The organism is Aquimarina aggregata (genome assembly GCF_001632745.1).
In the GTDB taxonomy this organism is placed as follows: domain Bacteria; phylum Bacteroidota; class Bacteroidia; order Flavobacteriales; family Flavobacteriaceae; genus Aquimarina; species Aquimarina aggregata.
On record NZ_LQRT01000010.1, the window covers coordinates 1 to 14989 of the forward strand.

Annotated in this window: 14 protein-coding genes; 10 read left to right on the plus strand and 4 right to left on the minus strand. The window is 33.1% G+C overall.

Annotated elements, in window-relative coordinates; translation table 11 throughout:
* Positions 1 to 965: 965 nt before the first annotated feature.
* A complete protein-coding gene (locus AWE51_RS10670; protein ID WP_066313303.1) occupies positions 966 to 1556 on the plus strand; it encodes an RNA polymerase sigma factor in 591 nt (196 codons plus the stop codon).
* Positions 1557 to 1802: 246 nt separating this feature from the next.
* On the opposite strand, the gene AWE51_RS10675 is transcribed toward AWE51_RS10670, so the two are convergent.
* The gene (locus AWE51_RS10675; protein WP_066313305.1) at positions 1803 to 2039 is read right to left on the minus strand and encodes a hypothetical protein; all 237 of its coding nucleotides are present in this window, start codon (positions 2037 to 2039) and stop codon (positions 1803 to 1805) included.
* 264 nt (positions 2040 to 2303) lie between these two features.
* Between AWE51_RS10675 and AWE51_RS10680 the strand changes: the two genes are divergently transcribed.
* The 9 genes from AWE51_RS10680 (at position 2304) to AWE51_RS10720 (ending at position 8779) form a co-directional block, all read left to right on the plus strand.
* A complete protein-coding gene (locus AWE51_RS10680; protein ID WP_066313307.1) occupies positions 2304 to 3038 on the plus strand; it encodes a hypothetical protein in 735 nt (244 codons plus the stop codon).
* Between the two features lie 28 nt (positions 3039 to 3066).
* On the plus strand, positions 3067 to 3999 hold the full coding sequence (locus AWE51_RS10685) for a hypothetical protein (protein WP_066313483.1): 933 nt from the start codon (positions 3067 to 3069) through the stop codon (positions 3997 to 3999).
* Between the two features lie 7 nt (positions 4000 to 4006).
* Entirely contained in the window at positions 4007 to 4474 is a 468-nt protein-coding gene (locus tag AWE51_RS10690) for a hypothetical protein (RefSeq protein WP_066313309.1), read from the plus strand.
* 58 nt (positions 4475 to 4532) lie between these two features.
* The gene (locus tag AWE51_RS10695; protein ID WP_066313310.1) at positions 4533 to 5771 is read left to right on the plus strand and encodes a hypothetical protein; all 1239 of its coding nucleotides are present in this window, start codon (positions 4533 to 4535) and stop codon (positions 5769 to 5771) included.
* Complete coding sequence (locus AWE51_RS10700) at positions 5759 to 6073, plus strand: hypothetical protein (protein ID WP_066313311.1); 315 nt, start codon at positions 5759 to 5761, stop codon at positions 6071 to 6073. Before AWE51_RS10695 ends, AWE51_RS10700 begins: the two co-directional genes overlap by 13 nt.
* Entirely contained in the window at positions 6070 to 6534 is a 465-nt protein-coding gene (locus AWE51_RS10705; RefSeq protein ID WP_066313312.1) for a PulJ/GspJ family protein, read from the plus strand. Before AWE51_RS10700 ends, AWE51_RS10705 begins: the two co-directional genes overlap by 4 nt.
* 2 nt (positions 6535 to 6536) lie before the next feature.
* Positions 6537 to 7667, plus strand: a complete 1131-nt coding sequence (locus AWE51_RS10710; protein WP_066313314.1) for a type II secretion system F family protein — start codon at positions 6537 to 6539, stop codon at positions 7665 to 7667.
* A gap of 150 nt (positions 7668 to 7817) precedes the next feature.
* Positions 7818 to 8201: a hypothetical protein gene (locus tag AWE51_RS10715; protein ID WP_066313316.1), complete on the plus strand. Its 384-nt coding sequence runs from the start codon at positions 7818 to 7820 to the stop codon at positions 8199 to 8201.
* A gap of 32 nt (positions 8202 to 8233) precedes the next feature.
* A complete protein-coding gene (locus AWE51_RS10720; RefSeq protein WP_066313318.1) occupies positions 8234 to 8779 on the plus strand; it encodes a hypothetical protein in 546 nt (181 codons plus the stop codon).
* A gap of 23 nt (positions 8780 to 8802) precedes the next feature.
* Here the strand turns inward: AWE51_RS10720 and AWE51_RS10725 are convergent, their stop codons facing one another.
* The 3 genes from AWE51_RS10725 to AWE51_RS10735 form a co-directional block, all read right to left on the minus strand.
* On the minus strand, positions 8803 to 9339 hold the full coding sequence (locus AWE51_RS10725; protein WP_066313326.1) for a pyridoxamine 5'-phosphate oxidase family protein: 537 nt from the start codon (positions 9337 to 9339) through the stop codon (positions 8803 to 8805).
* A gap of 274 nt (positions 9340 to 9613) precedes the next feature.
* The gene (locus AWE51_RS10730; protein ID WP_066313329.1) at positions 9614 to 12178 is read right to left on the minus strand and encodes a glycosyl hydrolase family 8; all 2565 of its coding nucleotides are present in this window, start codon (positions 12176 to 12178) and stop codon (positions 9614 to 9616) included.
* 22 nt (positions 12179 to 12200) lie between these two features.
* Entirely contained in the window at positions 12201 to 14855 is a 2655-nt protein-coding gene (locus tag AWE51_RS10735) for a glycoside hydrolase family 3 protein (RefSeq protein WP_066313331.1), read from the minus strand.
* Positions 14856 to 14989: the final 134 nt, after the last annotated feature.

Consider the following 14989-nt stretch of genomic DNA (forward strand, 5'->3'; position numbering starts at 1 on the left):
AATGTTTTCCGTGCCAGTATGAGTAAGTAAAGCCGTAACTTTTTATCGTTGCGGCTTTTATATTAGTATTTTAGAAATAATATTAAAAATAATAGTTTTAAACATATTTTAAAATAGAAAACACGGATTGCAAATCCGTGTTTTCGCATTATTGGTATCAAATACAGAATGTTTAACTCAAAACACCTTCCGATGGGCCAAAAAGGCCTTCCGTTTAACTTAAAAGGTGCTATTTTTAACTCGATAGGCTCAAAATTCAAGAGTCAAGGTCTAATTTTTAAGAAGATGTGTTGAAATTTTGGTTTTCTTATCTCAATTTTAGACTCATAATACTCAAATTTTCGTCAAAATGGCCCAACAGAAGGTCAAAAAGGTCCATCACTCACATAGGTAAGTTCAAAGTTAAGCTTATGAAGCCTAAAATTGAGCAGTTATGACCCAAAAACAACCGGATAGCGTAGATTAGATAGCATGGACTTATTTTCCACACCAAGTATGAGTAAATATAAACATAAACGCTCCAAAAGATAAAACTAGAGAACACTTTTACACTTTTCAAGTCACTTTAACCATTATTCGTTTTCTATTTTAGTTAACCATACATACATTATTAATATACATAATTATAAAACTCCTTAAAGAGATCATAAAAGTATTCAACCACTATTAACAACCACACAATATCTTGAATTACAGTTTTTTAAAACAAAACACTAATTAAGTTCTTAAACCCGTATTCGGGGAAAACAGGTTAATATCATTTGTGTTTGAGCTATATATTGGACTAAATTGCAACCAAAATCGAAATAAATGTCAGGGAAAAGAAAGAGCTACTTTAAGAAACTACAGCAGCCTAAAAATAAATTTTCTAGGATTATAAATGATCTGTTTTTTACACCACTGCTTTTATTAATGTTTGAACTCATTAAAACAACAAAATTGTTAACGGTTATAAATACTTCTATATGAAAAATGACAAAAATGCTATGATAATAGAAGGTATCTCAAAGGGAGATGAATTAATTCTAACAGATTTCTATCAACAAAACATTCCTTATGTCAGAAGTTATGTTATTCAAAATTCAGGATGTGAAGAAGATGTTGAAGATGTATTTCAGGATGCACTATTACTTATTTATCAAAAATTACAAAAAGGATCCTTAGAGATTAGATGTACTGTATTAACTTATTTTTTAGGAGTTTGTAAAAATCTATGGAGGAATCGATTACGTAAAAAAAAGAAACTTGTTTTAAACACTGAACTTATAGAAATTCAAGATCACTCTATTAATGATTCTCTTTTAAACAATATAATTAATAAAGAACAACAGAATCTATATCAAAAACATTTTCTAAAACTAGATGAATCTAACAAAAGGGTGCTAACTCTTTTTTTTGAAGGGAAAAGTATGAGAGAAATTGCAGTTTTAATGGGATACTCAGAAGGGTATACGCGAAAAAAGAAATTCGAATCCAAAAAACTACTATTGCAAATGATAGAACAAGATCCTATTTATTTTGAATTCAAAAATCAAACCTTCACAACAAATACTTGATCTATTAAATCTAATAAAATGAAGTTTTTACCTTGCTTGGTATCAGTAATAAAATAACAAAAGTAATCATAATAAGTCCTCAAGGATATCAAACCAGAGTACCATCGATTTAGTACTACGGCTAGTGGCAGCAAAATATATGTTTTCAGTTTTATAGAACTCACAGATTACAAATCTGTGTTATCACACGTATACAATTAAATCAAATACTATAAGTAATACCATACAATAAAGTTTGTAAACACTTTACTCATTATTGGTTTTCCATTTTAGATAACCACGCACCATCAATAAACAATTAATTGCATGCATAAATGCAAGAAACCATAACGAGGTCATAACACATATGATTGCTGCCAATAATTGACCTATAGCCATAAACGAATATCCTTTTAGGTGTTTTCGGTTTAGTAATTCAAAGGCAATCAGGATTAGGATTGCTGATATAACTTCGATGATAGTTTTTGTAAACTCTATAGACATTGATCGTTTGGTATAGATTAAGAACTGCTAAAGTAAAGCAATCCTTATAAATGCATTTATTTTAGTGGTTACACTATAAAAAACAAACCGCATGATATCTGTATAATTTTGTACCTTGCTCATGTCTTCCCAACATATTTTCAACTTTTTAAAATCTTTTTTAGGGTAACATTTTATACCCAAAAGACACTAATAATAAACAACGCCCTACTGGGATAATTAGCATGCTTCTATTATCTTTGGCCGTTAATTGTATTGAAACCAATGAGCTACAAAAAATATCTGGTACTGCTAGCAGTATTAATTACTATTACATCATGTCATAGTATTAAAGTAAATAAATCGGCAATGCGCACTGCCACCTCTACTCCTGTTGCATTAGGAGTGATTGGGATGCAGCAAGGCACAATACTACATTCTGATTTTAAAGAAACTGCTTTACCAACCTATGCTAAGCCTATTCGAGTCGGGGTGATTACAACCACTTTTGATAAAACTACGTTTAAGACATATACTCAAATTGCAAAAGACAATAAACAGGGCATTACCTATATTGATTCTGTTAAAACAAAACCCATATTTATTACCCTAGAGCTATTAGATAGAGTAAGCTTACTTTCAGCATTACAAAAAGAAGAAAATGAGCAAACCATTCAATACGTAAAAAATCAAAAAGATGCAGGTATTGTATCTGCCGTTTCGCTAGCATTACCTAATCAGCAAGTTAAAGAAATTACAGCTGCAGAAGCTGTCTTTTTAGTCAATACCAAATACAAACAATACCAACTTTCTTTGGTTCGCGATGGTAAGTCTTATAAAACTATAGATTTTGGATCAGCAACAGTTTTTGCATACCAACTATCGTATTTTTGTTGGGGTGCCAATGGCAAACGAAAAATAGTGTTATCGGATATTGTAGATAAAACTTCATCATGTCCAAAAAGCACCTATCGTGATGTTGGTAAAGCAAAAGAAAAAATGGATTATTTTAAGCTATAAGTTCATAAATGAGATTTTAAATAGTACTATGAAAAAGCACATTATATATACGCTATTAAGTATCACAATACTATCATCAGGTTGTGAAGAAGCTTTTATAGAAAAAGATCTTGCCGAAGAAACCATTACGATCATTGCGCCAAAAGATGGCGCGCAAATAGAAGCTACAGCGATAAACTTTAATTGGGATGCTGTAGATCAAGCCACTGGATATCGTTTGCAAATTGCTCGTCCTAATTTTGAAAATGCAGCCCAGATTGTAGAAGATACAGTTGTAACGGGAACACAATTTAGTGTAAGCTTAGTCAAAAACACTTATGAGTGGCGAGTGCGTGCACAAAACTCTGGAACAGCTACCCCATATGTAGCAGCAGGATTTACAGTAGCAGAACCTACCGATTTCTCTTCTAGGCAAGTATTATTAGTATCCCCAGCAAATCAAATTTTTACTAATGAGCCAGAAATTACGATGCAATGGCAAGTAGTAGAAGGAGCAGATTCGTATAGAGTACAATTGCTTAATGCCAGTGATGAAGTACTACAAGAAGAAACACCAAGTACAACATCGGTGACCTTAACGTTTCCCGAGGGTGCTACAAGATGGCAAGTACGTGCAGAGAATGCCACTCAAAACACATTGTATACTACAAGATCGCTTACCATAGATACTATGAATCCAAATGTTCCTACAGCTACTGCCCCAGCAAATAATGCTACAGTAACAGGTACTACAGTGAGTTTTACATGGACAAGAGCCGCAGTAGCTGGTTCTGAAGAGATAGATACTATTTTTATCTATGAAGATGAGGCCTTAACACAACTTGTAATGGAGAAAGAGGCAACCTCTCCAGAAGAAATCACTCTAGAAGCTAACAAGACCTATTATTGGTTCTTAAAAGCTTCTGATCAAGCAAATAATGAAAGTGCTGCAAGTACTACTTTTACATTTTCTATAAACTAAAGTATATATGCTAAAAGGCAAAAAAGGTTTATACATATTATTACCATTAGTGGTCTTTATTTGGGGAGCAATTATCTTTCAGATTACAGATGCGTTTACCGATGATGATCCCGAAATTGCCAACATTGGTCCTATTGCTTTTTCTAAAATTGAAAGTAAAGAGAGAGATCGTTTCTCGATAAGTGATGTAACTCGGGATCCTTTTTTAGGGACTGTATATAAACCTAAAAAAGAACCTGTTAAAAAAGTGGCTCAGGTTAAAAAAACAGTAATCAACTGGCCATCTATTCGGTATAAAGGAGTAGTCACAGGAGGCAATGGTGCCACCGCTATTTATCTAGTAGAAATTAATGGTACTGATCAATTAATGAAACGCAAAGATGTTATTTCTGAAGTTAAACTAACCAAAGGAAATTCATCTTGGGTACAATTACAGTACAAAGGAAAAATAAAGCGTTTTGAGATCTTAAAATAAAGCGCATGTCTATAAATCCAAACTTATAAAAGCACTCTTTAAAATAAAAGCACAAGCAATGCAATTTGCTTTATTAATCTCGGTACTTGTTGCCCTGTTGCTAAGTGCTTTTTTATTGCTTACCCATGTGCAATCATTCTTTACTATAAAAACTCAGGAAGTATTACAGACTTCAGCATTAACAAATCAGCAGATTTTTAAATCCCTTCCTGAAAGAATTACAACAAAAGATACGATTGTAACCACTGAAGGTGATAAACAACAAAAGCTATTTACTAATTATCATGGCGCTTGGACCAAAGTATTTTCGCAAATTGAAACGCATCATCAAAAAATCAAGAAAACGGCATTGATCGGATCTACTTTTGATCAAAAATCACCGAATCTATATCTTGCAAACACAAACTCTCCATTAGTGATAGTTGGTGATACTAGATTAGAGGGCAACAGCTATTTACCCAAACAAGGTGTAAAAGCCGGTAATATTTCTGGAAACTACTATCAAGGATCTAGTTTATACTACGGTCGCGTTATCGAAAGCGAAGCAACACTACCCAAAGTAGATCAGCAATGGATATCGTATCTAGAAAGACTTTCTAACGGGTCATTATTAAATGAAGAACACAGTATTTCATTAAAAAAAGAGCTTAAACATACTTTTTACAAACAGGGTCAAAATATCTCTAGCCCATCCACTATTATTTTGGGAGATGAAGATATTGCAGGAAATATAACCATACAATCGGCTATACAAATCATTGTACATTCGACCGCTAAATTAGAAGGTGTGATTCTTATTGCGCCCAATATTATAATTAAGGACAATGTAAGAGGAAATTTACAGGCCATTGCAACCAAAAAAATAACCGTTGGCAAAGGTTGTTACCTCTCTTACCCTTCTGCCCTAATACTTTTTGATCAAAATAGGATAAAAAATACTACAGAAGGAACTACATCACAAGACAAAGAGCCAGACTTTACTATTAGCAAAAATACGCTGATTGAAGGTTCGGTAGTGTATCTAAAAAAACAAAAAGACACGCAAAACCGAATCAAAACCCATCTTAAAACAGAACTCGGTACCGAAATTATTGGCGAAGTATATTGTGAGGGCAATATAGACTTTCAAGGTATTGTGCGAGGCTCTGTATACACCAGACAATTTATTGCCAATCAATCCGGATCGATTTACTTAAACCATATATATAACGGTAAAATATTAAACAACCCTATACCCAATTATGCAGGATTGCCATTTATAAACTCGAAAAATAGTGTCGCAAAATGGTTGTATTAAAAAAAATAAAAGCCGCTACCCTTATCGAAACATTAACGGCTTCGGTATTGATTATTATTGTATTTATGATAGCCAGCCTAAGTTTCAATAATATTTTTAACAATCATGTAAAAAGAGATACTAGCAGTATAGATAATCGTATTAAAGAATTAGAATACTTAGTACTTCATGAGCAGCTTAAAATACCTTATTCTGAAGATTTTGCAGGATGGAATATTTATATCGACTCGAAAAATAACATTATCAATCTAACCTATACCAAAGAAGGAAAAGAGAATAATAAAGTATTATACCTTAAATGAGAATTGTAAATCAAAAAATAAAAGCGTTTACACTAACCGAAGTAATGGTAGTTCTTGTGATCTCTGCTATTGTTGCAGGGCTAGCTTTTTCTGTTTTAGGTATTGTACAGCGCAATATGAGAAGTATCGAAAATAACTATGCTTATCAATCAGAAATACAATCTCTAGAAGTGGCCCTTACCATAGACTTTAATAAATTTACGGATATACAATGGAATGCCAGAGAAGATCAACTAGAACTATCCTCTCCTATCCATCAAAGGGTATATAAATTCACAAATGATAGTATTGTCACTTTGGTAGATAATTATCCAGTACAATTAAAAAAGAAAGTATTTTTCTTTAAAGGACAGCAGGTAAACTCTGGAAGAATTGATGCCATAAAGCTTACTTTTGATAAGACAACAGATTTACATCGTATTTTTGTGTATAAACACAACGATCCTACAATACATTTTTAATTATGGGGATTAAAATTGCAAATACTAAAAAGCAAAAACAGAATCAAAGTTCTTTTGATATCTCTTCGGTATTAACCAAAGAGATCACTTTATTTGGTAATGCTTTTAATAGCAAAAAGAAAGAGCAATGGTACGCAGAGCTAAGTGTGCTGCAAAAATCTGGGATAGATCTTAAAAGTGGGTTAGAATTATTATCAGAAACCCAGAAAAAAGAAAAAGACCGAGTATTAATGTCTACAATGACACAACAACTAATAGATGGTAGTTCTTTTTCTGACATCTTAAAAAATAACTCGAGTTTTTCAGATTATGAATATTATGCCATCAAGATCGGAGAACAAACTGGACAATTAGCTCAGATTTCTTTAGAGCTTAGTGAATTTTATAAGCGCAAGAATGATTTAAGAAGAGAAATTGTTGCCGCACTTACCTACCCAATTATCGTATTATGCACAGCACTTTTGGTAATCTTTTTTATGTTGCGATACGTCGTACCTATGTTTGTAGATATATTTAAGCAGAATAATGTTGACCTTCCTAATATTACGAAAGCAATTATTAATTTCTCAAACTTTATGGGTGAATATGGAATACTACTATTAGGTATTTTTACTATAGGTATTATACTATTAGCTTTCATATCAAAAAAAACATGGTACCGTAAATTTATTGGAAAAATGCAGCTTAAGATTCCAATTTTAGGAAACTATTTCAGGAAAATATATATGGCTCAATTCACGCAAGCTTTATCATTATTAACGTCGGCTAAAGTCCCTATGGTAGATAGTATCGATCTGGTAAAAAATATGATTAATTTTTACCCCTTGCAGGAAGGATTGCAAAATACAAATGATGCCGTTATTGCGGGCGGTAAATTAAGTACTTCATTTGCACAAAATCCAGTGTTCGACAAAAAAATGATTGCTATGATTCGTGTAGCAGAAGAAACAAATCAAACAGAATTTATTTTTCAAAAATTAAATGAGCAGTATAACCAACAGGTAAAACATCAGTCTCAAGTTATATCTAATGTACTTAACCCCTTGTTAACTATTATTGTTGGTATTATTGTTGGAGTGATTCTGATTGCCATGTATTTACCTATGTTTAGATTAAGTAGCGTTATTGGGTAATTCATGGTTTGTAAATACTTTTTGTACCTACTTTGTTGTAATTGGGGTGTTATCCCCTGTGGTGAAAAAGAATAAAATACTTACATTTACTCGTCAAGTATAATAGCCCAACTTAGGAAATTCGTCAAAATATATATAAACACAAAAACAATGAAAAACATCAATCCAAATACTATTCTTCAAATTGTTGCTCTTTTGTTTTTAGTCATTATTGGTTATATGACATTTAATTCTGGTTCTAATTGGAAAATTATAAAATCTGAATTAGATAGGGCTAGAGAAGAACTAAAGACCTCAAAAGAAACTTTGGTTAGTACAAAGTCTGATTTAGAAAAGTCCAAGAAAGAATTTGAAAAAATGAGACTTCAAAAAGATCTACTTATTCATAAACGTGATTCTTTAATATTTGATTTCCAAAAGAAAAATGCAAAAGACTGGGAAGAATTACAACGTATAAAAGACTCTATAAAAATCAATAACGATCAACTAGCCGAAGACAAAGCATTAATTAAAAATGCACTAGGTATAAACTAAGTCAATCAATTATTTTCTATTCACACAAAATCATGAAAAATTTATTATTATTCCTTTTGACGCTAACCGTTTCTTTTTCTTATAGTCAGGATACTACTTCTTCTAAAATCATTGAAATCCCAGAATCATATGCCGACAGACAAGGGGAACCATTTTTAGTAAAAAGAGATAGCTTGTATGTATTTCGTACTCCAGATATTTATCTTGTAAACAAGAAAACTTTTCTGGCGTTTAAAAATGTATTTACTAGCACATTGGATCAAGATAAAATGACGCAGTCGCTAATCGAAAAATACTCTCAAACGCTAAGTAGAAATATAGACCTCGAACGTAAACTAAAAATAAACTTTAAAGCGTCTGATAGTCTTGATCTACAGGTTTACAAAAGAACCCAAGAAACACTGGCGAATACGCAAAGAGCATTAGATTATACTATTAATAGTCTTGAAAAAGCAAGCAATAGTCTTGAAATAGTTGAAAAAAACACCAAGCGACAACGCAGAAAAAGTGCTTTTGAAAAGATCTTATTTGCAATTGGTGGTATTGGTATTGGTGTAATCGTTGGAGTTACTTTATAACTATGAATCAAAAAATACTGTAACTAGATACCCGTTTCAAAATTATCTATGCTACGGCTATTTCTTTCTTGGTGATATTCTTTTATACGATCCTTGCCTTGTTTTTCTGCCCAAGTTCTAAGGACAGTACGTTCTTCTTTATAATCCATAAAGGGCACTGCAAACCCACAAGAAGTTTGCACAGTATCAACATGCATTTCTATAATTTGCCGTGAACCTGGAGTTTCAGGAAACAACGAAATATACTTGTGATATTCTTGATCTCTATCATGATAGATTTTAGAAGAACCATATAGTCTTAAAATCAAAGGCTTTCCTTCAAAAGCACAAAACATAATGGTCATTCTATCATTTTTTAATAGATGAGCAGCTGTTTCATTACCACTTCCGGTAAGATTGAGCCAAACAACTTTATTACCATTTAAAACACGTAAAGTATCCATTCCTTTAGGAGAAATATTTACTCTCCCTTCTTGTGCAGCTGTACCCACAAAGAAGATTTTTTGATTTTGAATAAACTCTTTTAACGCTACAGATATTTCGGTTAATATTTTTGCCATTTTTCTTGATTTAATGGTAAAACTTGTAATTACAAAGAAGTCTTTCAAAAATAAGATATCAATTTAACCTAACCACAGTAAAACCAGATTTTATCAAACCTTATTATAGCATTTCTGCATTAAGTTTTCCTCTTATGTGCTATGTAATTAAAACCTTTTTAGAGGTACCATACGTAGTATTATTTAAAGAAAAAACCTTTGCAAATAATTATTTACAAAGGTTTATACACTCAATAATTCCCCTTTTGATTATTAACTATTTAAATTTATTGAGCTATCGATTTATTATAATCTTTTTCCTGGTTATCTCTTTCTTTGAGGAGTTTCTGATCTCAAGTATATATGCCCCCGGGGATAATTCAGTTAGATCTAATCGAAATCCGTTTTGTATATCTTTTGCATATACGCTTGAAACTGTTTTTCCTGAAAAATCTACGATATTAATTTCTAGATTATCACCTTTATTATTGTCAAAAACGTCTACAAAACTAGTTGCAGGATTCGGTACCAATACAATATTTGTCTGATTTTTGACATTCTTACTATTGTCACACTCGGGAGCTGTTGAAGCAGCGCTAAAATATAATACAAACCCATCTGTTTTTGATACCATCACAAAATCTCCCTGATTTACTGTTACCCAATAACTTCCATCCAATTCAGGAATTCCGGTTCCAGACAATCTAATTTCTGGTTGTGATGAATTAAAGTTTTGTACAATCTTTGGCAAGAAATTGTTCCACCAACTAGGAATACCATTGTTGGTATTCATAGAAAATTGATATATCCCATTATTTGCGAGATCCCAATTAATAGTAAAGTTTGTTACATTATCTAGATTAGGACCTCCATTACCCAATACATAAATATTTTTAAAATCTGAATGTAATGATGATAAAGGTGTACTAATAGGTGTTCCAAAATTACAAGTTGGATTATCACCCGTAATTGTAATTGTTTTTTCTGCTATTGCAGTCTTTCCCGCTTGGTTAGTTACTGTTAATCTGGCTACCACCTGCCCCACTTCTGTATAGGTAGTAGTTGACCTTACAGTAGTTGCTGTTTGTCCGTTTCCAAAATCCCAACTATAACTCAAAGTTCCTCCATCTGGATTTGAAGAAGTCGAAGCATCAAAATCAACTTCTAACGGTGCTATACCAGAATCAACGCTTACAGTAAAATTAGCTACAGGAATAGCATTGTCGGTTACCGTTATCGTCATACTCTTAGTTGCTTCTTTACTGCCATCACTTACTACCAATGTAGCTTCATAATTTCCAGCAGTAGCATACTCATGCGTAATTATCATTCCTGTTCCAATTTGTCCATCACCAAAATCCCAAGTATATGATAATTGGTCCCCATCAGGATCAGAAGAGGTAGATGCATCAAAATTTATTGTAATTGGTGCTATACCACCTGAAATATTAGTAGTGAAGTTTGCAATTGGGCTTCGATTTCCGGTTTCATCGGGTTTAAAGATTTTATAAGCACCAGCTACATGCATAAAGCTCATCATATATAATAAACCATCATAGTATCTATATGTTCCCGACGGAATAGACATTTCAAAAAGCTCATCTACAAAAGGCCAAACTTTTGCATCACCTAATGCCAATGATCCTACTGCATTGCAAGCTACAAGTCCGGCATTGTGATCAGAATTTCGAGGTGTTGTCCCGTCCAAAGTCCATAAACCAGGATAATTTGGTTTGTCTTTAAAAAAATCTATTTGCTTATCTATTAATGGTTGTATATCGTTTTTGTTTTTTTGAAACCATGCAAAATCAAACCCCATATTCATAATATTTCTCCAAGCATCAAATTCGAAATTAGCATGGGTACCTACAGCTTTCGGAGTACCATCAAATTCTGAATAATCGGGCATCAATCCGGTGACAGGGTGAGCTGCTCTTGGTAAAAGATACGTTCTACTAGTTTCTGCCATTTCTGACCATAATTGATTATTATTATCAGCATAAAGTGCCCAAATATCATAAAATGCAGGTAAATGATAAGATGGATCAGTATATGTAGCAGAATCTCCGCATATTCCAAAAACAACCTGTTTTTGATTAGTATCGATTAAGTTGGTTGGACATTGACCACTATCGGCACTAGGTTTATTAAGCATACTTTTCAAAATATAATTTGCTTGTCCTTCATAATCAAAAACATCTCTCTCTGAATCAAAACCATCTGCTGATTGTATACTCCCCCATCTGGCATGAGCAAAAAATAGTGCCGTCACAAAATACTCTTCTCCATCTGGTGCAGAGTTTTGATCAATCATTGAAAAGGTATCGCTAGTTAACTGCCAAGAAAATAATCCATCTCTTGAGGTTCCAGGTTTATGCTGACTATACTGTTTTGCAAATTTCCATAATTTGTCGAAATACTCTTTTTTATCAAGTTGAACGCAAATCATCATTCCATAGGACATCCCCTCTGATCGAATATCGTTATTTCCTGTATCTAAAATGTAAGCCATATCGGTATCAACTTCATAATACAGTTTTTCGGTATTTACATTTCCGTTGACAAAATATTGTTCCCAGATTTGATTTAATTTAAGGTCTACAGCTTCATTGCTTTTTCCGGATTCTACAAACATATTTCGATAAACATCCGTCTCAAAAGAAGGTTGATCCGGAATAACAGGCGCAGGCCTATTCATTTTTAATTTATCATTCTTTTCTTTTTCATACTTTTTACTAGGTTCTTGAATTTGAATTAGTGGTTTTTCTTGTGCTGAGTAATCACTAGAATACGCACTTAATGTACTATTAAATAAGAAGCACAATAGTACTAATAGATAGGTTTTTAGGTGTTTTTTCATGATTTGTGTTAATTTATAATTATTATTTAAGTGTTATTTCTTTTGTCAAAACTTGTGTTGCTTTAGAATCTTCAATTTCATTTTTCGAGTTAGGTTGTTTTCCTCCTACATATATTCTAATTGGTTCTTTATTGATATGTTCTTTACCTTCTGATGTGATTGATGCATACTGTTTTGAAGTGATTGTGAAACGCACTTCTTTTGTTTGATTTGGATCTAAATTGATCCTTTCGAAACCAACAAGAGAATGTTTAGGCCCATCATTTACAGCTTTACTATGAGACAGATAAAGTTGAACGACCTCATCACCATTTACATCTCCAGAATTGGTAACTTGAACTATTACAGGTATATTTTCTGATATCGTAACAGTCTCTGGTACTTTTAAATTTGAATACGTAAAGTTGGTATACGACAATCCATGCCCAAAAGCATATAAAGGTTCGCCTTTAAAATATTTATAGGTTCTATTAGTCATATCATATGATTTAAAATCAGGAAGGTCTTCTACTGATTTATAAAAAGTAACAGGCAATCGTCCCGCTGGATTATAATCTCCGAACAACACATCTGCAATTGCTCTTCCTCCAAATTCTCCTGGATACCAACTCTCTAAAATAGCAGGAACATGATCATTTGCCCAATTAACTGCCAATGCGCTTCCGTTCATCAAAACAACAATGACAGGTTTGCCCAGCGCAGTAATTTCTTTCATTAATGCAATTTGCGTCTTAGGTAATGAAATCTCTGATCTATCACCTTTGTCAAATCCTTCTAAGACTACTGGCATTTCTTCTCCTTCGATATCTGGTGATAACCCTAAACAAAGCACAACCACTTCTGATTTTTTTGCAGCTTCAATTGCTGACGATAACAGATCATCATCTAACTTTGCCCATAATAATTGGGCTTGGGGGTCTGCATGGTAGTTATAGTACTCTATCTTTATTCTACTCGCTATTCCTTTTTTTAAATTTGTATCAAAATATCTAGTTTTAGGTTCGTGATCATCACTAAACTCAAACTTTAATGAATCGTTTACATATAATTTCCCTGCACTACTTGCACGCAAACCTATTCGGTAATTACCACTTTCTTTTGGAATAAGTTGCCCTGTCCACCTTACAGAAAATGCATCAGAGGTTAAACTATCAATTGGTTTTTTGGGCATCCAAACAAAATTGATGACACTATCATTTCTAGTAATTTTAGGATTGCCTTTCCACTCTTTATTATCAAAATATTCTCCTTTTAATCCTGAACTTTTTCCGTTATGAAGTACAGATGAAGGAATTGTTTGCAGTAATGGCCATCCTTTTGCTATATCACTACCTTTTGCATAATGCACTTTTGCATTTGGAAGTTTTTCTTTTATTGCCTTTAGGGGAGTAATACTGTTATGTGGAGTACCATGATAATTGCCTAACAATACTTGTTTTGCATTTGCATTGGGACCGATTACTGCAATTGAAGGAATATCTTTTTTTAACGGAAGCGTTTTATTTTCATTTTTTAATAAAACTATTGACTCTCTAGCTGTTTTTTCGGATAACTTGTAATGCTCTTCACTACATACGACATCGTATGGTATTTTGGACCACGATACCATTTTATCAGGATCAAACATTCCAAGTTTAAATCGAGCTGTCATTAATCTGGATAAAGCAATATCTATTTTTTCTTCATCTATGATCTCCTTTAGAACGGCTTCTTCAAGATTAGGGTCAAAAGCATTCCCACAATTTAAATCAGTACCTCTATCTACAGCAAGTGCAGAGGCTTCAACGGCAGTTTCTGATAATCCATGCCTGTTCGGTTTCCAGAAATCATTAATTGCCCAACAATCAGAAACCACATAACCATCAAACCCCCATTCTTTTCTAAGAATATCATTTAACAACAAATTACTACCGCAACAAGCTTCGTCTCTATACCTGTTATAGGCACACATTACCGATTGCACATTAGCTTCTCTTATGGCAGCTTCAAAAGCAGGCAAATACGTTTCTTTAAGATCTCTGTTAGATGTTTGATAATTATCTTCATGTCTAGATTTCTCCGGACCGCTATGAACTGCAAAATGCTTTGCCGTGGCTACTACCTTTAAATATTTTGGATCATCACCTTGTAAGCCCTTTATAAAATTTACACCCATGCGCCCTGTTAGATAAGGGTCTTCTCCATATGTTTCTTGACCTCTACCCCATCTCGGGTCACGAAAAATATTTATGTTGGGGGTCCAAAAAGTTAATCCTTGATAAATACCTCTTTTACCTTGATCACTAAAACGATGATGTTTTGCTCTTGCCTCATCTGATATTGCAGTTCCTACTTTGAATATAAGTGATTTGTCAAAAGTTGCTCCCATACCAATTGCTTGTGGAAAAACCGTTGCTTCACCCGCTCTGGCAACACCGTGCAAACATTCATTCCACCAATTGTACTCAGGTATTCCCAGTCGTGCTATAGCCGGAGCATCGTATCGCATTTGTGATACTTTTTCTGAAAGTGTCATCTGACTTATCATATCATTCACTCTTTCATCTATTTCTAGTGATGAGTCTTGAAAGTTATAGTCATATTCTTTTTCCTTTTCTTTTTTTGAGGTACACCCAACATTTAATTGTATAGCAATTAAAATCATTATAAAACCACTAAGGCTTATTCGTTTTTTCATTGGTTTTTATATTTAGTATTACAACGATAAGAAGATGCTTTATTTATGACATACTACTTAAAAATCAAACTAGAAAGAACTGGTGTTCTCTTCCTGTTAAAATGATCTCCATTATAATTTTTTGCCAATTTAGA